General features: G+C 56.3%; 16 protein-coding genes. 6 read left to right on the top strand and 10 right to left on the bottom strand.

Features of this window, described 5'->3' with window-relative positions; all coding sequences use genetic code 11:
* Nucleotides 1-69 precede the first annotated feature (69 nt).
* The gene (locus ACGY09_RS23320; protein ID WP_397569634.1) at nt 70-2,469 is read right to left on the bottom strand and encodes a DUF1592 domain-containing protein; all 2,400 of its coding nucleotides are present in this window, start codon (nt 2,467-2,469) and stop codon (nt 70-72) included.
* A gap of 243 nt (nt 2,470-2,712) precedes the next feature.
* On the opposite strand from ACGY09_RS23320, the gene ACGY09_RS23315 reads away from it, so the two are divergent.
* Nucleotides 2,713-3,732, top strand: coding sequence for a S1C family serine protease (locus ACGY09_RS23315; protein ID WP_373652574.1), 1,020 nt, complete (start codon nt 2,713-2,715; stop codon nt 3,730-3,732).
* Between the two features lie 168 nt (nt 3,733-3,900).
* Here ACGY09_RS23315 and ACGY09_RS23310 read toward each other — a convergent pair whose 3' ends face one another.
* The 7 genes from ACGY09_RS23310 to ACGY09_RS23280 all read right to left on the bottom strand — a co-directional run bounded on the left by ACGY09_RS23310 (nt 3,901) and on the right by ACGY09_RS23280 (nt 10,876).
* Complete coding sequence (locus tag ACGY09_RS23310; protein WP_397569633.1) at nt 3,901-5,001, bottom strand: threonine aldolase family protein; 1,101 nt, start codon at nt 4,999-5,001, stop codon at nt 3,901-3,903.
* Nucleotides 4,998-5,786, bottom strand: coding sequence for an NYN domain-containing protein (locus ACGY09_RS23305; RefSeq protein WP_373653798.1), 789 nt, complete (start codon nt 5,784-5,786; stop codon nt 4,998-5,000). The genes ACGY09_RS23310 and ACGY09_RS23305 overlap by 4 nt, the downstream gene beginning before the upstream one ends.
* Before the next feature lie 25 nt (nt 5,787-5,811).
* Entirely contained in the window at nt 5,812-6,249 is a 438-nt protein-coding gene (locus tag ACGY09_RS23300) for a VanZ family protein (protein WP_397569632.1), read from the bottom strand.
* An 11-nt stretch (nt 6,250-6,260) separates the two neighbouring features.
* Nucleotides 6,261-7,304, bottom strand: a complete 1,044-nt coding sequence (locus ACGY09_RS23295) for a stage 0 sporulation family protein (protein ID WP_397569631.1) — start codon at nt 7,302-7,304, stop codon at nt 6,261-6,263.
* 464 nt (nt 7,305-7,768) lie between these two features.
* Nucleotides 7,769-8,320 (bottom strand): class I SAM-dependent methyltransferase, encoded by a 552-nt coding sequence (locus ACGY09_RS23290; protein ID WP_373652578.1) that lies wholly within the window; start codon nt 8,318-8,320, stop codon nt 7,769-7,771.
* 615 nt (nt 8,321-8,935) lie between these two features.
* A complete protein-coding gene (locus ACGY09_RS23285) occupies nt 8,936-9,652 on the bottom strand; it encodes a hypothetical protein (RefSeq protein WP_373652579.1) in 717 nt (238 codons plus the stop codon).
* Between the two features lie 741 nt (nt 9,653-10,393).
* On the bottom strand, nt 10,394-10,876 hold the full coding sequence (locus ACGY09_RS23280) for a hypothetical protein (RefSeq protein ID WP_397569630.1): 483 nt from the start codon (nt 10,874-10,876) through the stop codon (nt 10,394-10,396).
* Between the two features lie 543 nt (nt 10,877-11,419).
* Between ACGY09_RS23280 and ACGY09_RS23275 the strand changes: the two genes are divergently transcribed.
* Nucleotides 11,420-12,436 carry a hypothetical protein gene (locus ACGY09_RS23275; protein WP_373652581.1) on the top strand — a complete coding sequence of 339 codons (1,017 nt, stop codon included), beginning with the start codon at nt 11,420-11,422 and terminating at the stop codon, nt 12,434-12,436.
* 379 nt (nt 12,437-12,815) lie between these two features.
* Here ACGY09_RS23275 and ACGY09_RS23270 read toward each other — a convergent pair whose 3' ends face one another.
* Both ACGY09_RS23270 and pyrE read right to left on the bottom strand, forming a co-directional pair.
* A complete protein-coding gene (locus ACGY09_RS23270) occupies nt 12,816-15,122 on the bottom strand; it encodes a PQQ-dependent sugar dehydrogenase (RefSeq protein ID WP_397569629.1) in 2,307 nt (768 codons plus the stop codon).
* A gap of 54 nt (nt 15,123-15,176) precedes the next feature.
* Nucleotides 15,177-15,734, bottom strand: coding sequence for an orotate phosphoribosyltransferase (gene pyrE / locus ACGY09_RS23265; protein WP_397569628.1), 558 nt, complete (start codon nt 15,732-15,734; stop codon nt 15,177-15,179).
* Between the two features lie 504 nt (nt 15,735-16,238).
* On the opposite strand from pyrE, the gene ACGY09_RS23260 reads away from it, so the two are divergent.
* The 4 genes from ACGY09_RS23260 to ACGY09_RS23245 all read left to right on the top strand — a co-directional run bounded on the left by ACGY09_RS23260 (nt 16,239) and on the right by ACGY09_RS23245 (nt 22,640).
* The gene (locus ACGY09_RS23260) at nt 16,239-17,081 is read left to right on the top strand and encodes an IclR family transcriptional regulator (protein WP_373652584.1); all 843 of its coding nucleotides are present in this window, start codon (nt 16,239-16,241) and stop codon (nt 17,079-17,081) included.
* Nucleotides 17,082-17,173: 92 nt separating this feature from the next.
* The gene (locus ACGY09_RS23255) at nt 17,174-18,430 is read left to right on the top strand and encodes an MFS transporter (protein WP_397569627.1); all 1,257 of its coding nucleotides are present in this window, start codon (nt 17,174-17,176) and stop codon (nt 18,428-18,430) included.
* Between the two features lie 2 nt (nt 18,431-18,432).
* Complete coding sequence (locus ACGY09_RS23250) at nt 18,433-21,207, top strand: PSD1 and planctomycete cytochrome C domain-containing protein (protein WP_397571904.1); 2,775 nt, start codon at nt 18,433-18,435, stop codon at nt 21,205-21,207.
* A gap of 2 nt (nt 21,208-21,209) precedes the next feature.
* Nucleotides 21,210-22,640 (top strand): DUF1501 domain-containing protein, encoded by a 1,431-nt coding sequence (locus tag ACGY09_RS23245; protein WP_397569626.1) that lies wholly within the window; start codon nt 21,210-21,212, stop codon nt 22,638-22,640.
* The last annotated feature ends 61 nt before the right edge of the window (nt 22,641-22,701 follow it).

The raw sequence follows: 22,701 nt of genomic DNA, 5'->3' as shown, positions 1-22,701 counted from the left end.
CGAAAAGGTTGCCCGATCGCCAGGCATTTTAAACCGAATATTGTGCCCGCAAGATGACCCGCTGCCCACTTAACGGGGAGATGACCCATTGAGGTCTCCGACAGTCTCTGTTTTGACATCGGCGGCCGTCAATGCGGAAGTTGCGATGATCTGAACGAGCAACCGTCGAATGTGAAAATTGTCTTTGGTAAAGGCCTCTCGCAACGACTCTTTCACGTCGGTTCCATAGGCCTGGATCGGTTGCTTGACCATGCCATGAAACAGTTGTTCAACGATTGCTCCGTGTGTTTCCGAACTGTCTGCCAGAAACCGCGCCAGGTCCGTCACATCAGAGAACTGTACTGTATCACCCTGGCGAGTTCGGTACGATCCTGTGGCATCGATCGGCTTGCCGTTTTCCACTTTCCGAAACCGTCCCACAGCGTCGAACTTTTCCATCGTGAACCCCAATGGATTGATCAGGGAGTGACACGACAGACAGTTTTCGGGACTTGTCTGCAGTGCGACCCGATCCCGAGTCGTCAGGTCCGGTTGCAATTGAGGAGCCAGCGGTGTCACGGCTTCCGGAGGTGGTCTCAGTGTTCGTCCCAGCACGCTGCGTGAGACGAAGACTCCGCGATGAATGGGCGAACTTGTGGCGGTGTAGGCGAATCCGGTCATCATGTACGGATGCGACAGCACGCCGGCTCGCTCTCCCGGTTCGAGAGACGTCTTCTGGAACGGGGCGTCTTCGGCCAGATCCGCACCATAAAACTTCGCCAGCCGACCGTTCAGATAAAGCTCTTCAGACAGCAGCAGAGCACGAAAATCTGCGGTTTCACTCGTCAGAACGTCATCCAGGAACAGTTCCAGGGATGTGCGCAGATCATTTGCGAGCGTTTCGTTGAAGTCTCCATAGGCGACCGGATCCTTGCTGAGATCTGCTCCACGATCGACTTTCAGCCAACGCAGAAAAAACTCGCGTAACTTGGAAGTCGTCCGATCGTCGCTCACCATTCTCTCGGCCTGAGCGATGATCTGTTCTCGGGTCTTAAGTTCCCCACGGGACGCCGCATCCAGCAGAGGGCGGTCCGGCAGCGAGTCCCACATACCGAATGAGATTCGCGAGGCGACGTGATACGGATCATCGACCTGATCGGGCGATCCCCCAATTTCACGGTACAGGAAGCGAGGCGACTTCAGCGTGAGGAGCACCACCCGGTTCAAAGCTGCTTCGAGATCAGGAGTCCCGGCGAACTGGCGTTCAATGTACAGCTCTCGCTGCTCTGGAGTGAGCGGCCGGCGAAACGCCAGTTCCACGAATCGCTCACAGAACGCTTTCAGTTTTGCCGGATAGTCGGGCGCATCCTTCTCGACCCCTGCAAGTGAGGTGTGATGAGTCGTCACATAACTTGCCACCTCAAACGCGGCTTCGGTTGCTGCCTCGTCCCAATCTTTCGAGATCGTCGTCGCCCGCTCCCAGCCCAGACTGCGATCGTCCGGCGGAAACGGAGTGCTAACGACAAAGACGGGAGCAGCCATTCCCGCGATCAGAAATCGCGACGGAACCACTTCTTCGAGATGGTCAGGTCGTTTCCACTCAAGAAACACGGACGCCGGTGCCGGCGGACGCTGCTTGACCTTGTCATCCTGGACCCCTTGAGAGGCTTTTGAGAACTCTAGCCGCAGAGGATAGTAGCGGCCCCCGATGAGGTAAATCGTATTGCTGTAGACGGTATCGGATCCGGATTTCACATGTGCGTCGACCAGCGGTTGCCGGAAATCGTTCAGATAGAATCGCATCGACTGGTCGGTGCGAACGGTGAACTGGTAGTCGCCTGTTTCTGGAGCGTAGACCGAGCCATGCCATTTAATGCTGAACTCATAGGGTTCCATTTTCGGACCATCTGGCGCATCGGCATCGGGGCTTTTGTCTTGAAAGTCGAAAGCAATCTGGGGATCGAGTCGATCAATCACTTTGTCATCCGCCCAGACATTGCGGCCCTTGTGGTAGTCCGCACAAAGGCCTTCGCGACGGTCTGCGGATCCCTTCGCCAAAAACTCTGACATCAGGTCAGCCATCACATTGCGATACTGACGTACGGTCAATCGAGACAGTTCAATGCGGGCCGGCTTGTTTCTCGCCTGGGCCGTGGCCGAATAAAAAGCCTCATGGATAAACTCCGCCACGCGCTGGGCTTCTTCGCCCGTACACGTTCCAGGATTGTCTTCAGGCATCGTACGGCTGATGTACTCCGCCAGTTCTCCGATCGAGCGGTCGCCGACAAGAGGATGCGGATATTCCGCCGTTTTGCCTTCCCCTTGAGCACCGTGGCACGAGCCGCACTTCTGCTGATAAATGGCTTCCCCCGTCAGTCCTGACTCGCCTGCGAGGACTGGAGCGACGCTGAGCATTCCTCCAAAAACCATCAGCAGCATGAGGCAAAGGCATTTGGCAGAGCTGTGAGACGGAAGGGAGATCGAAAGCATGGGCACAGTTCACCAGTGGAGTCGAATCAACGCAGAGAATTTGGCTTCTGTTCGGCAGGGTCATTGAGGGCGGGCTGATCTATTTTAGGCGTCTGCAACAGGAAAGTCAGCCCTGCAAGATCACCGACTGTGACTGCCGATGGACCGCTATATGGACAGCCGTATAATTTCGCAGATTTCAAAATCACATCAACGCTCGAATGTGTGACGTAGCCGGCCTCACCGGCGGGAGACATGCTGAACATGTACGATCCATCATGGAACTTTCTTTTTACCGCAGATCACGACGACCGACCCGAGTCCAGCCGCCCGCATTCCCGGACACCCGCGCCCTCGCAGGATGAAACTGATGTACTGGATGCATATTCCCGTGCTGTGATGCATGTCGTCGACACCGTGTCACCTGCTGTCATTTCCCTGGCGGGCCGCGCAGGGTCTCGCGAGGGAGGGCAGGGGTCGGGGTTTATCGTTTCGCCGGACGGACTGGCCATTACGAACAGCCATGTCGTCGGAAATCGATCGAAATTGATTGCGCTCACGACCGATGGTGACCGGTTGGACTGCGACGTCGTGGGAGATGATCCCTCCACGGATCTCGCACTGGTGAGACTGTCGGGTCGAGACCTTCCCTATGTGCAATTCGGTGATTCGCAACAGCTTCGTGTCGGACAACTCGTCATCGCGATGGGAAGCCCACTGGGACTCCAATCCACCGTCTCAACCGGCGTTGTGAGCGGTGTCGGACGGAGTATGCGCGCCGGTGACGGGCGATTGATCGACAACATCATTCAGCACGCGGCCCCCATCAATCCCGGAAACTCCGGAGGACCTCTGATTGATTCTCGAGGACGCGTCGTCGGCGTCAATACAGCGATTATTGCCTTCGCCCAAGGGATCGGATTCGCCGTTCCCAGCAATACCGTCCAGTGGGTGGCCGGAGAGTTTCTCCAGCACGGTCGAGTACGAAGACGCCAATTGGGGATCGCTGCCGCAGTCGTACAACTGCCCCGCGCTCAGGTACTCGACCTGGACCTTGTCTCGGACCTGGCTGTACAGGTCATGGAAATCGATCCGCGGGGTGTGGCTGGCCGAAGCGGCATTCAGCCAGGCGATCTCATCGTGTCGGTCAATGATCGCCTTGTCTCGAGCATTGATGACCTGCATCGATTTCTCACCCGGATTCCGGTCGACGCAGCGCTGGAACTGGCTGTCGTGCGAGATACCCAGCTTCACCATTTGAGACTTCAGCAACCTGCGGAATAAGTTCGTTGCCCCTGCAACGTAAGATCAAACGCAAGATGACCGGTGGACTTTCACCACATCCCCAGAGTCCATCAGTGATCCTGCGATGACGGGCTCCCCAGTGACGGAAATTGTTGTGCAGGTTCTCGATCACATTCAACAGCCGAATTCACCGTTGAACTGGACGACTCAACGGGATGCATAAGGACCACTGGAAGTTCGCGCTACATCAGAGAATCCCTGCTGAACACAGTCTCGAACGGCTGCTGCTGCCTCCAGAACCTGCATCCTGTCCACATCAAGATGCGTGCAGGCTCGCAGTTGATGTGATCCCATCGGATTGATGCGCACACCTCGTTCCAGCAGGCGAGCCGACAGTTGCGCCGCGGTCCCCAGTTCTGGATCGATGGTGAAGAAAACGAGGTTCGATTCGACTTCCTCCACGTTGAGTCGGATCCCATCGATCCCCGCGATCAGTTCGGCGAAGGCACGCGCATTGTCGTGGTCTTCCCGCAGTCGCTCGACGTGATTCTCAAGCGCATAAATTGCTGCAGCCGCCATCATCCCTGCTTGTCGCAAGGCACCGCCGAACAGCTTTCGGGCGCGCCGCGCCAGACGGATCGTCGCCGCGTCCCCCACGAGAATCGATCCCATGGGGCATCCCAGCCCTTTGGAAAAGCAGATCGAGACGGTATCAGCATGCCGCGCGAATTCACGGGCGGTATACACCCCAGCAATCGTCGCATTGAACAGGCGAGCCCCGTCGAGGTGGACTTTCAACCCCTGAGAGCGCGACCACTCGCTGACGCGAGTCATCTGTTCGAGGGGCCAGACGCGTCCTCCCCCTAGGTTGGTAGTATTCTCAACGCAGACCAGCCGGGTAATGCAGCAGTGCTGGTTATCAGCCCGAACCTTCCCCTCCAGATCTTGAACGTCGAGCAGGCCACCTTTTCCTGGCAGACAGCGAGCCGTCACGCCGCTGAGCGCGGCCGCTCCCCCCGCTTCGAAATTGACGATATGTCCCGATTCCGCAATCAGGATTTCATCCCCCTGCTGACAGTGGGCTCGAATCGCCATCTGATTGGACTGGGTTCCCGAGCAGTTGTAGACGGCCGCTTCTTTGTCCAGGAGTTTCGCGACCATCTTTTCGAGTCGATTGACGGTGGGGTCTTCCCCTGTCATGTCGTCACCCACTTCCGCAGCAGCAATCACGGCGCGCATTGCCGCAGTCGGTTTGGTGACGGTATCGCTGCGAAGGTCGATCATGGGGCCAACGATCGAATCGGTCATTTCTTTTTCACTACCTTCTTGGTGCGAATCTGATAGTTGCCACGCTTCTCATCAAAGTCGAGTTCGATCAGTCCGGCATCTTCGATATCGTGCAGCAGATCCGAGAAGCTTCCGTATCCGTAATAGCCTTCGTTAAAACCGGGATGAACTCGCTTGATTGCCTGCTTGAGCATGGATCCCCAGATCGGCGGATCGTAGTCGAGTTCCAGCGAATTCAAGACTTCGATCGTCCGATCGAAAGCCTCTTGCGTTTTGTCTTCGAGAGTCTTGTCTTCCTGAGAGGCTCCCGGTTTCGGAACAACCACGGGTTTCCGCGCAACGCGAATCAGATCGTCGTAGTAAATGAACTCGTCGCAGTTGGCGATCAACAGGTCAGAGGTTGAGCTCTTCACACCGCACCCGAGCACCCGTTTGTTGTTTTCTTTCAGCTTCGACACCAGGGGCGAAAAATCACTGTCCCCAGAAATCAGTGCAAACACGTCGATGTGCTGTTTGGCGTAACAGAGGTCGATCGCGTCGACGACCATCCGAATATCGGCGCTGTTCTTCCCACTCATCTTACTCTGCGGAATATCGATCAGCTCGATCCCCTGAGCATGAAACTCGCGCACAGCGTCGCGGTAGTTACTCCAGTCGCAGTAAGCCCGCTTGTGAACGATTCTTCCTTTTTCCAGCAATCGTTTCAGAATCAGTTGAATCTGAAACGCCCCTGTCTTCATATGCCGGACTCCAATCGCCAGATTTTCGAAATCCACAAACACAGCGATCAGAGGCTCTTCTGACATCATTGGCTGCCTTACATTGAAAAGATCATGGTTCTTGTAATTGCGAGGGGGACCGAGCCTGACAGTACCGAACAGCGAGCTTGACCATCGCCAGCCCAACCAGTGCACCGGCAATGTCACAGTACCAGTCGGCCAGGTCCGCATTCCGATTGACCAGCGGCTGAGTCAGTTCGTCGAATGCTCCGTACAGGGCGAGCAGAAGCCAGCAACCGGCGACACTGAGCCACGTACAGGCTCTTTGCGTGGATCGGTAGGACATTAACAGAATTCCCAATCCTGCGTACGCCCAGAAGTGAATCAGCTTGTCGGAATCCTTGGGAAGCAGCCCCTTTGGAACTCGGGTATGCGTACCGTAGAAAAGGGCGACCCAATAGATCAGCAGCACTGCGAGCGCGATACGCGAGGCAAGCAGATTCGGGTGAGGTGAACGATCCGATTGGGGAGTCGGCGCAGCATTTGACATGGTTGGCAAGTCTACCCTAAATCAGCATCAGGGGACGGCTCGGATGCGGGTTCATCCCGTCGATTCTCTGATTCGCCTTCACCCGCATTTCGCCGAGGTCGCGGATTCGGGCGATTGTCCTGGCGCGGCTTGTTTTCACGCCGCGGGCGGGAACTCGGCGCATCGTCGTTTCCCGTCGTGTCAGTCGCGGTCTTTTCGACGGGGGCAACGGGCTTCTTTTGTGACTTGGTACTGACAACAGTCAGCACGTCCTTTGCATCCGAGATGATTTGCCGCTGGCCTTCGTACTGAATCACCAGCTTCTGAGCCAGCAGTTCCACGCCGATAACCCGTCCCGTTCCTTGCTTGGTGATGACCGTTGCACCGACCGGGGGTAATTCCTTGCGATGCTCTTCGTAGGTGTCGTATTCGTACCGCAGGCAGCACTTCAGACGACCACAACGCCCCGAAATCTTGGATGGATCGAGAGTGGCTTTCTGAAGCTTGGCCATCTTCATCGAGACGGGGGGCATCTCACGCAGAAACGTATTGCAGCAGACCGGTTGCCCGCAGTCACCGTAATCGGCCAGAAGTTTTGCTTCATCTCGGATGCCGATCTGCCGCATCTCGATCCGGACATGAAATCGCTTAGCCAGCCCTTTGACGAGATCTCGAAAGTCGACCCGCTGTTCTGACACATAGTAGAAAATCAGCCGCTCACCGCCGATGACGAGTTCGGCATCGACGAGCTGCATTTGCATGTTTCTTTCATTGATCAGTTCCAGGCAGCCGGCGAATGCGTCTTTCTCGGCCTGGATTTTTTGATCGCGCTCGGCCTCGTCTTCCGGAGAGGCCAGCCTGATAATTCGTCCGTGCGCGTCGGACGATCCCAGGTACGTCCGCGTTTGCTCGGTGGCCGTGCTCAGCACGGTTCCCCATTCATGGCCGCGATCACTGCGAACAATGACAGCCGTTCCACGCGGGATCGGAGCGAATCCCCGGGCCGTAAATTCGCCCAGAATCCGAGTCACTCCGTAGCGTACGACGTATGATGAATCTTCGGCAAAAGTATCCATAAAGCCTTCGAAATTGAGGCACCTGTGGCGAAAGACCTCTCTCTGGAGAGCCTGCGACCCGGAGTATACTCAGCGAGTACCCTGCGATGCCAAGGTAACCTCTAATTCCGTAGCCTTCCGGTCGCCTTCGGGAACTTCCCCGTTACACCGGTCATCAGAATTGTGTGGGAGTGTTTTCAAGCAACACACAGCGATAAGCTCTGCACATTCTCTTCCAATCTCAGCTGGAAGGATGCCTCCGCCGACTGTGTACCACGTGTCACAAGAGCCCGATCACTTCGGAAGAGAACTTTGACACGCGTGTCAAAGTTCCCCTGGCGCATTCTACCGGGAAGCAGAACAGCAGCGGCTTCCTCGTGAGCCGCTGCTGTCGCCATTTCGGAGGCACTTGCCACAGGTGGCACCCTGGAGTCCTGCGAACACTCGGCTTGTTCCGGGATTTTCCGCTCTAACACCTCGACCTGCTACCTGACCATGATGATCGACTTCGGCAGCAGCATCACGCGTTCAACCCGGCGTTTGGCATCCGGAAAAAGCTCTTTCAACATCGCACAGTCGAGCAGTCGAGAGCTTTCTGCTGTCCGGACGGCATTATCAATCGTCTTGCTGCGAGTCCAGTTCCCGAGATTGAAACGCATATTCAATTTGACACGGAGGGAAAAGGGGAGCCAGTGATAGAACGGAGTCATGTTGTGCGGTTCGATCGGGAACCAGAAGTAGGGGGTCTGAACCCAGTAACGAGGAGCGATGCGGCGCACCTCGTTAGCGTACTGAGTCATGTTCTTCCATGTTCCAACGTGTTCAATCACCGAGTTCGAATGAACGATGTCGAATTTCTTATCACCAAAGTCGGGTAAACTGCATCCGTCTCCCTGGATGAATTGGATCCGCGAAGTAGGCTCGAATGATTCAGATTTGAAATTAATGACAGTGACAAAGATGTTGTACTGTTCCATCACTTCGGGCGGGACCAGATTCCAGTAGTTGCGTGTCCCGCCAACATCAATAATTTGCACCTCCCCTCGTTCCCGAAAAACTTCCTCGACAATACCGAGAAATGGTTTAAGACGACGCGTCCTCAAAGTTTTTCGCCATGGACCCACCGCCTTAACTACAGAATCAGCAAAGCTCATTACTTTCGTCTCCGAATGGATATTCGATGCCGAGCCAGTTATACCTCTCAAAATTCCGACGGTCTATTGTGTCGAAATCACCGTAACCGCAGTCGCTGTACACTCGTCTTCTCAAGATTTCGTCGCCACCAGGTGAGCATCGACCAGTTGTGCATCGCCCCTTGACTCACCATTGCGGTAGACGTCCTTCGGCTGCAAGTGTTCCTCATCACCAGTTTCGAGTATCTTCGAAAAGCGCAGGAAATCATTCTGCGGTCAGGTTGGAAAACGCTTAGCACCTGCTCCGTCGTTTGTTTACGGCGGGAATTAAACACAAAAAAAGTCCACTGAACGCTTGTGAGTTCAGTGGACTTACATTCTCGTTAGCAAACTATAAATCTCAGCTGCACAGCAGTTTAAAATCTGGCTCGGGCTGCTCATGGGTTGCTATCGGGCAGTCTGACGCTGACGACTCGGCACTTCCAAGTTGGTTCACTTCCGACCGAATCGGGACCTTGATCACGTACCGGGCTGCGGCGCTGGAGCCGTAGCAGGTTCCTGTGGAGGAGCAGGATTCGTGGCGGGTGCTGGCGCGATCGGAGTGGGTGCTGCTGAAGGGGCAGCAGGACTCAATGCCGGAGTCGCAATCACGGCCGCCGGGGCAGAAGTGCTGATGCTGCTATCGACAGGGTACGCGCTGAAGCCAACGTCACCGCAGCTGCTGGCGACGGGAGCACAGCAGGTTGCGATGGCTCCGGTGTAGATCGGGGATGGGAGAGCACAGGCAACTGTACCACAAGCATAGGTGTAGCAGTGGGGACGGCAGGCACGAATGCGACGTGGACGAACGTAGCACGCAGTCGTGGTCGCACAGCCACCGTAGTAAGCGGGTCGGTAATAGGTGCCGAAATCACAGGGTGACGCACAGTAGGCACGTCGACGACGGAGGTGTCCGAACAGGCCGCATCCCGTGTTGCAGCTCGAACCGACAGCATACCCAGAATAGGCGTATGGAGCGGCTCCGTACCCGATTCCAGAGTAACCGTACGAAGAAGGGAAGGTTGGGGTGTAGCCGTACCCAAAGCTCGAAGTGGAGTGCACAGGAGCAAAAGCATAGTCATAGTTCGATCCGCAGCAGCCTCCGCCGTAGAGCTGTGCGTCAGCGGCCTGTGAAGACACCGCGATGGCGAATGCGGCGAGCAGGACGCGGGAGAAATTGACCAGGTTCCGTTTCATTGCTGAGTTCTTTCTCTTTCACTGAATTCAGAGGGTTCATACAGGACGAACAACTCAGCTCATTTTGCCTATCCTACACAACGCAATTCAAGCCCCTATTCCGACAACTCGCGTAAGCAGACCTGAAGATCAACCGAAGAAAGGGATTCTGACGAGTCTGGCGAGCACGGTTTTCCCACTAGGCGCACGATGCTGCTCCCCTTTCACGGGGACAGTGCAGACTTCTGAAGGTCATAACCCCTTGGCATCACAGGACCGACGAAGTCAGTAGCGGCATAAGGGATCGCCGCAGCAATCGTCGTCCCACCCGAAAGTGGCCTCGGGAAAAAATGTCGCGCATCGACGACCCATACGCGCGGATCTTCGGGGGAAGGACAAAATCTTCCCCCGAATGCTTCAAACCAGAAGTGAGAACCGATGCGGACGCTCGATCCGTCTGGAAAAGGGAGGACGACGGCAACGGGAGTCGGCCGAACACAAGAAGAGAATTAAGGCGCAGGAAGTCCGAATCAGCGTCCTCACCACACGCCGTCCTCAGTCACAGGATCGCCGGTGCGTCGGGGACCAACGGAGATGAGAGAAACAGTTCAGGCCCGTTGAAGAAAATCCCTGCTCGATGGGAACAGGAACGGGCGCCTCCGGAGTGCCATACTTGGTGCGGGGGATGCGAATACCCCCCGTGCTCGATACCGCAGGGCGATATTCAGCGGGCCCTGTGTTATCGCCAAATTGTGTGGTCGCCTAGCCGATCGCGTTCAGCGTCCCGTCAACACGTCGGTGAAACGCAGGGCCAGCTTCCACCGGAGGTCGGGAGTAGATTTTCAAGCAGACCTGATTGTCATCAATCGTGCCGACCAGAGTCACAAATGACGAGTTCGTGCCACTACTCGAAGCACCGACATTCCAGAGAAACTGGTCCACCTGCGTGAACAGGTCCGTCAACCGGCGAAAATCGAACTCGAATCCAATCAGTTGCGAGTGACCGTCATCCTTGCCCCCGACAATTTCTGTAAATCCGAGATACAGCCGCGCTTCCCAGCCGCCATCTGTATATTCGCATTGCGAACCGACTCGTCCCACGCCGCGGAGGGGAGAAAACAGAGCGGCAGACTGGTGAACCAGCGCGGTCAACCATTCGGGTCGTCGTACGCGATCGCGCCGGTCCCGCTGATGAGTTTCCAGCTGTTTTAGTAGGTGTTGAACCAGCAAATGCGAATGGGCCAAGATGGCGGACTCCGGTTGAATGTGCTCTGGATCTCTGTCCAAATTGTCCTGCGAGATCCATCCCGCCTGAGGGCCATATTCCGGCCTGCCGCGTTTCAGTCAGCGACGAACTACATATCGGGTAAATCGCGGCGAAAGCCGAGTGTAAGTTTTCAGACTTAATGGCCCCGTTCCAGCCAGGGTGCAGTCAGGCGCCGTTTGCTGCCGTTCCGCAAATCTCGGGGGATGTGGATTCCATCGATTCTAACACCTGAACTCTCTCGCCATCCCTGCAAAGTCTCCTCATCTCCGCTAAACTCCTCACCATCCGTGTAATCTTTACAAGCTGGACATCGCCCGCCTGATCTGGGAGAATGCATTGCCGGGCCAAATTCGAAATCCATAAGAGATTTCGGCGTAAGAGATTCCGACTCAAAGAGTGTTCCGGCAGCTTTTGCCGAATGTGATTCGGTGCGACAGTTGCTTGAATTTTCCCTGCCCGATCGCGAATTGGCATGATGCTGATTCGACGAAAAATCCGCTTCATTCGATTTCGGAACCAGCATGGACGCTTTCTTCCGTGGATTACTTCTGATTGGCGCTCTCGCGTCGGTCGGCGCGACCTATCGCACTCCCAATTTTTCAGTCGATGCCCCCACACCGGATTTTGCCAAACAAGTCGGTGACGCTGCCGAAGTCTACCGTCGTGAGCTCGCCATTGAATGGACCGGCAAGCCGCTACCGGGAAACTGGAAGCACCCATGCCCCATCTCCGTAAAGGTCGGGTCGATGGGGGCAGGGGGAGCCACCACCTTTAACTTTCAGGGTGGTGAAGTCTACGGCTGGAAAATGGAGGTTCAGGGAAGCGAGCAACGCATTCTCGATTCCGTCCTTCCCCATGAAATCAATCACACAATCTTTGCCAGTCACTTCCGCCGCCCGCTGCCACGCTGGGCTGATGAGGGAGCTGCGTCGCTGATCGAACACGACTCCGAACGAAACCGTCTTCGCGATATTCATTCCCGTGTGATGGGGACGCGACGGAAAATCCCGCTGCGAACACTGCTTGATATCAAGAACTATCCGGAAGATAAGCAAGACGTCCTCACCCTCTACGCAGAAGGACATTCACTTGCGGATTTCCTGATTCAACACGCTGACAAGCCGCAGTATCTACGACTGATGGCTTTAGCACACGAACGGGGCTGGGAAGTCGCATTAAACCAGCTCTACGGGTTCCAGAGTATTGAATCACTGGAACGGGAATGGGATGACTGGGTCCTTGCGGGAAGTGCCAAACTGCCTGCCGGAACACAGATCGCCACACGAGACCGCAATCGGAACGACGGCCCGCTGATCCGTGGTCAGTCGCCTGACAACGAACCGAGACTGGGCGATCCTGAAGAGATTCATCCCTTCTCCCTCGACGCCGAACGAGACCTGGAAATCGCCCAGGTCCCCACTCGACGAAGCCGTGATGGAATGCAGGAACCTCTTTTCACCGTCAGAGCAGTCAACTCTGCCGCTGCCAAAGTCTCACAGAACCGGAAGGTCCAACAGCGTGACGATGAAGACCGCTGATCCGTCGGGGGCAGCCTGGTAACCTGCAGAGCCCGGCAAATTGTCTGAGATTTACCTTTAGAGCAAGCTTTTCACAGGACATCGCTGCGAACCGGATCTCTGCAGGGTCTAATCTGCGATAACCCAATTCCCCAGCAACGGCATCGGACGCGGGCGGCCTCGCACGACGATCGACCTGATGATCCGTTCCTTGAGCAACTCATTCAAAGCTCAAGCGCTCGATGACGGGCCGGACCGCTCTTGCCAAGACTGAGTGCTTGCAATCTTTACATGGGAACGGACTGGTCAATCAGTGGGCATCAATCCGTTGCCACAGTTCGACCAGTTAACACAGTTCGACACCTCGCGCCCATCGGAATTGAAATTGAGGGAAATCGCCCTATTCCCCAGTCGAAGTCGTTTTCGATGACATGTCCAGACTTTTGATCCAGGTGCTCAGCATTTCGACCGCGGGCTGGTCAACGAGCGATGTGGCCAGTTGCGGCATCTGACCCCGACCTCGCTTCGCGACGCGCTGGAGAATGACGGATCGCTCAGGGTGTCCGGGAGCGACGATGCGAGCGTCGGGCAATCCGAACTTGTCGTGGACCGGCACCGCGTCGATCACTTTCATCTGATCCAGCGCCGTCACAAATTCAAGCTGTATTTGTGAGTTACCACCTCCTGCTTCCACGTGACAGTTCGCACAGTTGGCATGCAGGTACGACTTCGCACGTAGTTCCAGCGGAGCGGCTTCATCATAGGGATTCACAAGACGCTCGAGTTCAGCGGGTGTTTTATCCAGTTTGAGTAATCCCAACCTCTGAAGCATTTCCAACTGATTCTCCAGCGGCAGGTCTCCATTCGCGGATGCCGATGTGCCATTGGTGGACGGTTCGGAACTTGCGCCTGCATGCAGCGGTAGATCAATGGCCGAGCGATTCATCTGGCCGGTGCTCAGTCCCAGCACAAAGCCTGCGGCTCGGCTATGGCACACCATGCACTCTGCACGACTGGGATAATGCCAGACCTGCTGACGCGTCCCCTCCGCAGTCTTGATCGTGAATTCCTGATCCATCCCTTCCTGGGAAACCAAAGCGGCATCCGTCTGTTCTTCGTTCCAACGGTATGAGTACCCCACCCATTCATTCTGCTGTTTTGTCAGAAAGCGGGTCTCGATCCAGCGGCGTGAATTCGGATCCCCTTCGATGAAATCCAGCGAGAACGATTTCACAATCACGGTGTCGTCGGGAAAATTCCAGCCGCGAGCCCCCGTAATTTCGATCCTGGGCGAGTCTCCCGGAATGGCAATGAACCGCGCCTTGCCAGCTCCGTCAGACCACAGGGGTGCATTCACGTCGTAGGGAATCAGAGCGGGCTGAACAATGTGTCCCTTCACGGATTCAAAGAGACCGCTTTCGCTCAGCGTGCGAGGAAAGGGAACCGTATTGTCAGGGGGAGGAGTGGGGATGAGTGTGTAGAACCCTCCTTCACCGTTACCCGCGTAATCGGCAACCAGAAACTCCCCTTTTGAATCAGTACCGAAGCCGGGGATATGGAACGGAGTGTCGACGAGTTCACGGTGCCAGAGCACGTTTGTTCCGTCATGTCGGGCTCCCCAGACCTTGCCTGTGGAATGATCCCCGTAAATATAAGCACCACGCAGTTCGGGCAGTTTCTGGCCGTAGTAAACAATACCACCGGTCAGTGAGCGGGCTTCCGAGTGGTGATGCTCGAGCGTCGGTTTGACATACGGGGCAGGGCCCATTTGCCGTTCCAGATAGAAAGGATAACTTCCCTCGAACACGGACCAGCCATAATTGTCACCCTTGCGGACGAAATAGACCTGCTCCCACAGATCCTGACCATTATTTCCGACCCACAGGTGTCCCGTCTGACGATCGACAGTCATTCTCCACGGATTACGTAGACCAAAAGCCCACGTTTCCGGTGCGATCCCGTCCCGACCAACGAATGGGTTATCACCAGGAACCGAGTAGTGCTTCCCTTCTTCGGGATGTTCGATATCGATTCGGAGCACTTTCGCCGTCAGGTGCGACATTTCCTGGCCGCGCAGGTTGGTATCACTGTCAGACGTCCCATCGCCTGAAGTCACGTAGAACATGCCGTCCAGACCGAACGCCATGGCAACGCCGTTGTGGCCGTCCGAGGGCCACTCAATAATCGTGGTCTTCGAGCTGACGTCCACTTCGTAGGGTGGTCGTGGATTGACCTTGTACCTCGAAATCCGGCAGTACTTTTCTCCTCCCGCAGTCACGGGCTCATTATGCCCGATGAAAACATAACCGTTCTGCTCGAACTGGGGATGAAAAAGCACATCGGTGGCGACGTTCCCCGGTTCTGACGGAATCACCGTTTCCAGTTCGGTGACATCAACCGAGTCTACAAACCGACGAATCAGTGTTGTTCCGGAAGGTCCGTCAAAGGTAATCGTCCACAGCCGGTCGCTGCCCGGTTGGTGGATGATCGAAACAGGGAAGTTGATTTTCAGTTGGGGATAGACGCGCTGCGTGGTATAGGGCAATGGGGGCTCAGGGGATCCAGTCACCCGTGACGTGGTCAGCTTCGGCAGCCCTTCGTCACCCCATCGCGAAACCCGTTTTGCGGTGGGCAATTGCTCTGCCGCGACCCACTCGGGGGCCAGATAAACGATGCCGATGATTGCAGCAACAAGTGTTCTCACCACGTCTGTCATCCTCGTTTATCCGGGCCGAGATCCGAGTTGAGTCCGCCTTTCACATCACGCCTGTGGCGGAGCGGTAATTCTGAAGTCTTCAATCGTGAGCAGCGAACGGAAGGGCAGTCCTCGCGCGGCGAAGTTGGCAGCCCCTCCTTCCTTGCGATCAACAATCCCGACCACACAGACCACTTCACAACCGAACTCGACAATTCGATCGACAGCAAGGAGCGCGCTGCCACCCGTGGTCACGACGTCATCAATCACGACCACTTTGGAACCCGGCTTGACAGGGCCTTCGACGTAGCGCTGCGTCCCATGCCCCTTCGATTCCTTCCGGACGAGAAAACCGTCGAGCGAACGTCCCGTTTCCGCAGCGGCGACAAGCACACCTCCCACGATCGGGTCGGCGCCGATGGTCATCCCCCCGATCGCGGAAAATTCAATCCCGTCGAGCAGTTCCAGCAAACCCTGGCTGACAAGCCGCAGACCGGTTGAATGCAGCGAAATCTGCTTTCCGTCAAGATAATAGGTCGATTTTTTACCCGAGGCCAAAGTGAAATCGCCAAACTTCAAGGCTCGTTCATGAAACAGGTCAATTAACTTCTGACGGTCGCTCATCAAGATTTCCTGACATTAAATGGTTGCCGATAGACGGTTTTATCCTACTGGGACGACAGCCGACGAAAAAGCCTCATGCACGACCAGCGCTTCGTAAACCGCAATTTCGGAGACTGACGCCGGTCCTCTGCTATCCGGCAAAGGGAATCGGGCCTGTTGCCTCGAATACGATCGTCCACCGCACACTTTCGTCGTAACTCCTTGATCGCCTCAAGCTTTCCCGAGCCCGATCGTTCGAGAATAACGGTGGGCACGTCGGCCCCAGATCGCTGGATTGCGAACTTCGGTCTTCACCAATTCGCCCCGCCAATGGGCCGATGATAATTGTGAATTCCGATCCCTCGTTGTCTAATCAGTTCCGCTCATCTACTCGCTGTTCTCCGCGTGCCTGACGTTCTGATTCGGTTCGAATCCTCTCTACTCATGTGTTGCTCGTATCGGGTATCCGCAATCGCAATCGGATCAGGCTTGACCCTCCCTGTATCATCTGCAAAACTGAGTTTCATGAAAAACGAATCCAAAAAATCCTCAGCTTCACGGCGGGCGATCTCGAATAACGAAGAGACCACAGTCTACAACGCACCGGCTGTCGACAAAGCTCTGGATGTGCTGGAACTGCTGGGGGATTCTTCGCGCGGGATGAGCCTGACGGGGATTGCTGATGCACTGGGACGAAGCAAGCAGGAACTGTTTCGGGTGCTGGTGTGTCTGCAGGAGCGGGGGTATCTGGTTCGGGACAGCGGTCAGATTTACCGATTGTCGACCAAGCTGTTTGAACTCGGTTCCCAGCACGCATCGACGCAGATGCTCGTTGCCCACGCGATGCCCCACATGGAGCGGCTGGCCCGGCAACTGCGCGAATCATGTCACCTCAACATCGTGGTTCAGAACCGGATGCTTGTCGTCGCCCGTGCGGAGGGGGACTCCGACGTCATGCTGGCCGTGCGAATCGGTGCCACCTTTGAACTGCATCGACGAATCAGTGGCCTGGTCGCCTTGGCGATGCTTCCGGACCATCGACGAAAAGATTACTGGAAACAGTCGGGTGAGACCGCAAGCAGAATCAAAATGTATGAAGCCCACATGGCCGAGATTCGCAAGCGGGGCTATTCATACGAAGACAGTCCCATCGTGGTGGGGGTCCGTGACTGTGCCATCGCAGTGATGGGTGGCGGATCGAATCTGCTGGGGGTGCTTTGCGTATCGCACCTTTGTCGCCGTGACGAGCCGGTCGAGCAATCAGCGCTCGTTGAAGCGGCCGTGCAATGCGCACGGGACATCTCGGCCGAGTTTGGTCCGGTTCCCGAATCGGACAATACGTCGCCAAGTCCTGGTGGCAGCCATTGACGACCGGATCAGACCGTTCCAGTGACGTGATCGACGCTCTTTAACTGATCGAAAAATCCCACCCGCCTGAAACAAGTTGAGCAGCGTATCCCATGTCGACCGATACAGTGATCCCTCCGCGACCGGCCTTCTGGAAATGGGGCATCACAGGACTCCTGCTGCTGGCAACCACCATTAACTATATGGATCGGGTGGCGCTGGCCAGCGCCTCTGTCCGGGTGACGACAGAACTGGGACTCAGCGATGTCCAGTATGGAAACCTGGAATTAGCCTTTGGCTGGGCTTTTGCCATCGGATCACTGACATTTGGTTTTCTTGCCGATCGGTGCAGTGTTTATTGGCTCTACCCTGCGGTCTTGGCCTCATGGTCACTCATGGGGATGGCCACGGGTTGGTCCAACGGGTTCACTGAACTGCTCGTCTGCCGCGCTCTCCTGGGCTTCTTCGAGGCCGGTCACTGGCCTTGCGCGCTGAAAACAACGTTCGCGTTGCTCGACGAAAAAGAGCGAACGATGGGAAACAGCATTTTGCAAAGCGGAGCGTCGATCGGGGCAATCATTACTCCGCAGATCATGAAACTTCTCATTACCGAAGAATCAGGATCCTGGCGGTCGACCTTTGTCGCCGTAGGTGCCACTGGATTTGTGTGGGTCCTCGCCTGGTTTCTCGCACTTCGATCCCGCGATCTGGCCCAGAACACCGCCGCTAAAGCCGATACAAACGCCCCGACGCTCTTTACCATCCTTCGCAGCGGCCGACTTTGGGCCGTTGCCATTCTTGTGATTGGAATGCAGATTGTCTGGCACACGTACCGTGTCTGGCTGATGAAATTCCTGCAGATTGGCCGAGGATATGAAGAAAGTGTCGCTCTGGATTTTAACTCACTTTACTTCCTCGCCACGGACGTCGGCTGCATTCTGGCAGGAGTGGGTTCGCTCTGGCTGGTCCGCCGATGGGGCAGTACGCCCCACAACGCTCGGCGAACCGTTTTTGCCTGCTCCTGCGCCCTGACTTCGACCAGTCTCTTTCTTCCGTGGCTGGGTCAAGGCTGGCCATTACTGGGGACACTGCTACTAATTGGGGCAGGAGCACTGGCGATGGCCCCGTGCTATTATAGTTTTGTCCAGGAGCTTTCCGTGTCGCATGTCGGCAGGATGACGGGCTTGCTGGGCCTGTGGGTCTGGGCGGTAACGTCCCCGATGCACAGCCTGTTCGGGATGCTCGCTGACATCTCCAAGAGCTATGACATGGTTCTTGTGGTGGCCGGCGTCGCACCGTGGATTGGCGTACTTTCAATGAAGTTTCTGTGGAATCGTGATTCGGTTGATACTATCCAGGTGAGTGCGTGACTATGCAGAATCAACTTCCCGCATCCCGTGCCCGGTGGTCAGTTCTGATCATCTGGTCGCTTTTCGGATCGCTGACGCCGTTCTCTCTAAGCCATGCGGTAGAGCCATCTGCGGCGGATCTGGAATTTTTCGAGAAGAGCGTTCGTCCGCTGCTCGTCCAGCATTGCTACGAATGCCATTCCGGTGCCAAGGCGAGCGGAGGGCTCAGTCTGGATACCCGCGACGGCGTTATGAGAGGGGGAGATTCCGGCACGGCGCTCGTCGCCGGGGACCCTGACAAAAGCCTGATTATCGAGGCAGTCCGTTACAAGAACTCGGACTTCCAGATGCCCCCCAAGAACCGGCTCACCGATGCCGAGATTGAAATTCTCGAGAAATGGGTCACCCGCGGCGCGGTGGATCCCCGTGAAGCAAAGGAAGCCGAGGGAGCCCCCAAGCCGGTCGGAATGAGTATTGAAGAAGGGCGGGAATTCTGGTCGTTTCGCCCTGTTGCCAATCCGCCACTTCCCGAAGTGAAACAAAAAGACTGGGTAAAGACGCCAATCGATGCCTTCCTGCTCGCGAAGCTGGAGTTAAATGGCCTGAAACCCGCTCCGATGGCGGACAAGGCGACATTGATTCGCCGCGTCACCTTCGACCTGACCGGACTTCCCCCCACTCCTGAAGAGATCAAGGCGTTCCTCGCAGACGAATCGCCAGACGCCTTCAAGAACGTTTATGAGCGTCTGCTGGCGTCACCAGGATACGGAGTCCGCTGGGGCCGACACTGGCTCGACGTCGCCCGCTACGCTGATTCCAACGGGCTGGACGAAAACCTCGCTTACGGTACGGCGTGGCGATACCGCGACTATGTCGTCAATGCCTTCAATAAGGACAAACCCTTCGATCGGTTCCTGATCGAACAGCTCGCCGGAGACCTGCTGCCCGAAGCCAATCAGGAGACGAGAACCGCAACCGGATTCCTGGCTCTGGGTGCGAAGGTTCTGGCGGAGCCTGATCGCGAAAAGCTGGATATGGATACGATCGATGAGCAACTCGATTCGACCAGCAAGACCTTCCTGGGGATGACTTTCGGTTGCGTCCGCTGCCATGACCACAAGTTTGACCCGATCAAACAGACCGACTACTACGCGCTCGCCGCAATCTTCAAAAGCACACGGACGTTCGCAAATACCAACTACGGAGCGATCAAACACTGGTACGAACATTCCTTCGCCACGGAAGAAGAACTTAACAAATTGAAGGAAGTCGATAAGCAGATTGCTGAAAAGCAGGCTGCGGCGGCGAACTTCCGCAGTCAGGCGACCGAGAAACTCCGTCTGGCAGCCCGTTCCAAAGCGACCGACTACCTGGTGGCCGCGGCACGCTTCAGCCCCGATTCGTCACTGGTCGAAGTGGAAGCATTCGCCCAGCCGTACGGACTGCATCCACGGATCCTGCATCATTGCCGATTGCACCTGGACCGGCACCGGGATGATCCTCTGTTCAGCGCCTGGCATCCACTTGCTGAAGCGGGTGATATTGCCGGTATCGATCAGCATTTCCGCCCCCTGTTGGAGGGAGTAGAACCGGCACTCGCTGAAGCACGCAAGGCGAATCCTTCTGCCTCGACGCTCGAGGACCCCAAGCTGGAACAGGCGAGGGCTGCTCTGTATGACGCTTCCGGATTCCTCGCCGTTCCACCCAAGCCCGAATTCGCATTCGATGCCGCGACGCTGGCCGAATACGACAGGTTAGCCACCGAAGCACGCATTTTCGAAAGCCAGTCACCGGATGCCGCATCGGCCATGGGGGTGGCGGATGGTCCGGTTCAGACAGAAATCCCGATTCATATTCGCGGCAGCCATCGCAATCTTGGAAAGCCCGTCTCGCGCGAGTTTCCCGAGGTCATGAGAACTTCGACCGTTCGCCCGGTTCTCAAGGTTACGCAGAGTGGACGAATGGAACTGGCACAGTGGATGGCAAGTACCGAACACCCACTGACCGCACGCGTCTTTGTAAATCGTGTCTGGCGATGGCACTTCGGGAAGGGGATCGTCGCATCGACCGAAAACTTTGGTCGACTGGGGGATCGCCCATCACATCCGGAACTGCTTGACTTCCTGGCCCGGCATTTCATGGAGCAGGGATGGTCGATCAAGGAATTGCATCGCCTGATTCTGGCTTCCAATGCCTACCAGATGGCTTCAACGAATCCTGATGAAGCATCCGCCTCCGAGATCGACGTGGATAACCGACTGCTGTGGAAATTCCCGCTGCAGCGGTTGGACGCTGAGCAGATTCGGGACACCATTCTGGCAGTCTCGGGACGATTGGATGAATCCATTGGCGGAAAGTCGATCCCGTTACGCAATCGCCAGTTCGTGTTCGACCATACTTCGATTGACCACACGAAGTACGACAGTCTAAGACGCGCAATCTATCTGCCCGTTGTGCGAAACAATGTCTACACCATGTTCGAACAGTTCGATTTCCCCGATCCAACGATGCCCACAGGAGATCGCAGTTCCACAGTCGTCGCCCCACAGGCCCTGCTGCTGATGAATTCGGATCTGGTCATGGACTCTGCCGATGCTTTGGCGGAACGTCTCAGGACGGCTTCGGGGTATGACGAGGCCCGGATTCAACTCGCCTACGAATTAGCGTTTGGTCGTCCACCGCAGGAAGCGGAAATCAAACGAGCGATGCAATTCCTGGGCGAAAATGCCACGCGCCAGGACTGGTCTCTATTTTGCCAAAGTCTGTTCGCCAGCAACGAATTCATCTACTTGAGGTGATCATGTCGAATCAATTTCCCTTGCAGACACGACGACAGCTACTGAAATCCTCGGCAGTCGGATTCGGCCATCTGGCACTGACTGCGATGCTCAATCAGGAAGCGAGCGCATCGAGTTCACCGGCTACTGCGGCCCGTGATCCTCTGGCTGCGAAACAGCCGCACTTTCCTGCCCGGGCGAAGCGGATTGTCTTCCTCTTCATGAAGGGGGGACCGTCACATGTGGACACCTTTGATCCCAAACCATTGCTCACCCGGGATCACGGTAAGCCAATTCCGCTTGAACTGCCGAAAGTTCTGTTCGCCAAGGCGGAGAACCTGCTGAAGTCACCCTGGAAGTTTCATCAGTCCGGGGAATGTGGACTGCCGGTCAGCGATCTGTTCCCGCATGTGGCGAAGCACATCGACGACCTTTGCATTCTGCGTTCGGTTCATGGCACCAACCCCGCGCACGGCGGAGCACTGCTCAAACTGCACACGGGCAGCGACCAGTTCGTTCGCCCCAGCATGGGATCGTGGATCACTTACGGACTGGGAACCGAAAACCAGGACTTGCCCGCCTTTATCACGATCTGTCCGACCCTGGCTCATGGCGGGGCGAACAACTGGGGAGCCGCGTTTCTGCCGGCGTACTGCCAAGGCACTCCGATTGGTAACGCGAGCTTGCCGGCGATCAAGGCAATGGTCAAGCATATCGAGAATTCGCGGCTGTCACACGAACAACAGCGGCGACAACTCGACCTGATTGCCGCGATGAATCGCGATCATCTTTCCGTGGCAGGTGACGATCTGGCCCTGGAGGGACGCCTGAACTCGTTTGAGCTGGCTTACCGCATGCAGGGGGTGATGCCAGAAATTCAGGATCTGTCCGGTGAAACGGCTGCCACCCAGCACCTGTACGCCATCGACGACCCTGTCACGGAGAACTTCGGACGACAGTGTCTGATGGCTCGCCGTTTCCTGGAACGAGGTGTCCGCTTTGTGCAGGTGACTCATAGCGACAGTGAAGTCCAGTGGGACCAGCACGGTAACCTGTATCAGGGTCACACCAAGAACGCGGCCGAGGTCGACAAACCGATTGCCGGGTTCCTGACAGACCTGAAGGCCCGCGGCCTGCTGGACGACACCCTCGTGCTTTGGGGTGGAGAATTCGGTCGCACCCCCACCGCGCAGGGAAATGACGGGCGGGATCACAATCCACATGGTTTCACGATGTGGATGGCCGGAGGAGGCGTCAAGGGGGGGATGGCCTACGGGGCTACGGATGATTACGGCTATTACGCGGTCGAGAACAAGATGCACATTCACGACTTGCACGCCACGATTCTGCACCTGTTGGGGGTGAATCACGAGCAACTCACCTACCGCCATGCGGGACGCGATTTCCGTCTCACCGACGTTGCAGGACACGTCGCCACGGACATCTTCGCCTGACGCTTAAGTCCGCAAGCACAGGAACTCTGCCTCACCGATTCACTCGCCGACACAACACCCT

This window comes from Schlesneria sphaerica (genome assembly GCF_044336245.1).
Lineage (GTDB): Bacteria > Planctomycetota > Planctomycetia > Planctomycetales > Planctomycetaceae > Schlesneria > Schlesneria sphaerica.
Note: the sequence above shows the minus strand (reverse complement) of the source record. Positions and strands in the feature narration are given on the sequence as shown.

Bases quoted from the DNA above. Each gene is read 5' to 3' on its own strand.
- ACGY09_RS23275 (WP_373652581.1), top strand. From the start codon at position 11,420: ATGGACGCTTTCTTCCGTGGATTACTTCTGATTGGCGCTCTCGCGTCG.
- ACGY09_RS23245 (WP_397569626.1), top strand. From the start codon at position 21,210: ATGTCGAATCAATTTCCCTTGCAGACACGACGACAGCTACTGAAATCC.
- ACGY09_RS23295 (WP_397569631.1), bottom strand. From the start codon at position 7,304: ATGGATACTTTTGCCGAAGATTCATCATACGTCGTACGCTACGGAGTG.
- pyrE (WP_397569628.1), bottom strand. From the start codon at position 15,734: ATGAGCGACCGTCAGAAGTTAATTGACCTGTTTCATGAACGAGCCTTG.
- ACGY09_RS23250 (WP_397571904.1), top strand. From the start codon at position 18,433: ATGCAGAATCAACTTCCCGCATCCCGTGCCCGGTGGTCAGTTCTGATC.
- ACGY09_RS23320 (WP_397569634.1), bottom strand. From the start codon at position 2,469: ATGCTTTCGATCTCCCTTCCGTCTCACAGCTCTGCCAAATGCCTTTGC.
- ACGY09_RS23305 (WP_373653798.1), bottom strand. From the start codon at position 5,786: ATGTCAGAAGAGCCTCTGATCGCTGTGTTTGTGGATTTCGAAAATCTG.
- ACGY09_RS23255 (WP_397569627.1), top strand. From the start codon at position 17,174: ATGTCGACCGATACAGTGATCCCTCCGCGACCGGCCTTCTGGAAATGG.
- ACGY09_RS23300 (WP_397569632.1), bottom strand. From the start codon at position 6,249: ATGTCAAATGCTGCGCCGACTCCCCAATCGGATCGTTCACCTCACCCG.
- ACGY09_RS23260 (WP_373652584.1), top strand. From the start codon at position 16,239: ATGAAAAACGAATCCAAAAAATCCTCAGCTTCACGGCGGGCGATCTCG.
- ACGY09_RS23285 (WP_373652579.1), bottom strand. From the start codon at position 9,652: ATGAAACGGAACCTGGTCAATTTCTCCCGCGTCCTGCTCGCCGCATTC.
- ACGY09_RS23310 (WP_397569633.1), bottom strand. From the start codon at position 5,001: ATGACCGATTCGATCGTTGGCCCCATGATCGACCTTCGCAGCGATACC.
- ACGY09_RS23315 (WP_373652574.1), top strand. From the start codon at position 2,713: ATGTACGATCCATCATGGAACTTTCTTTTTACCGCAGATCACGACGAC.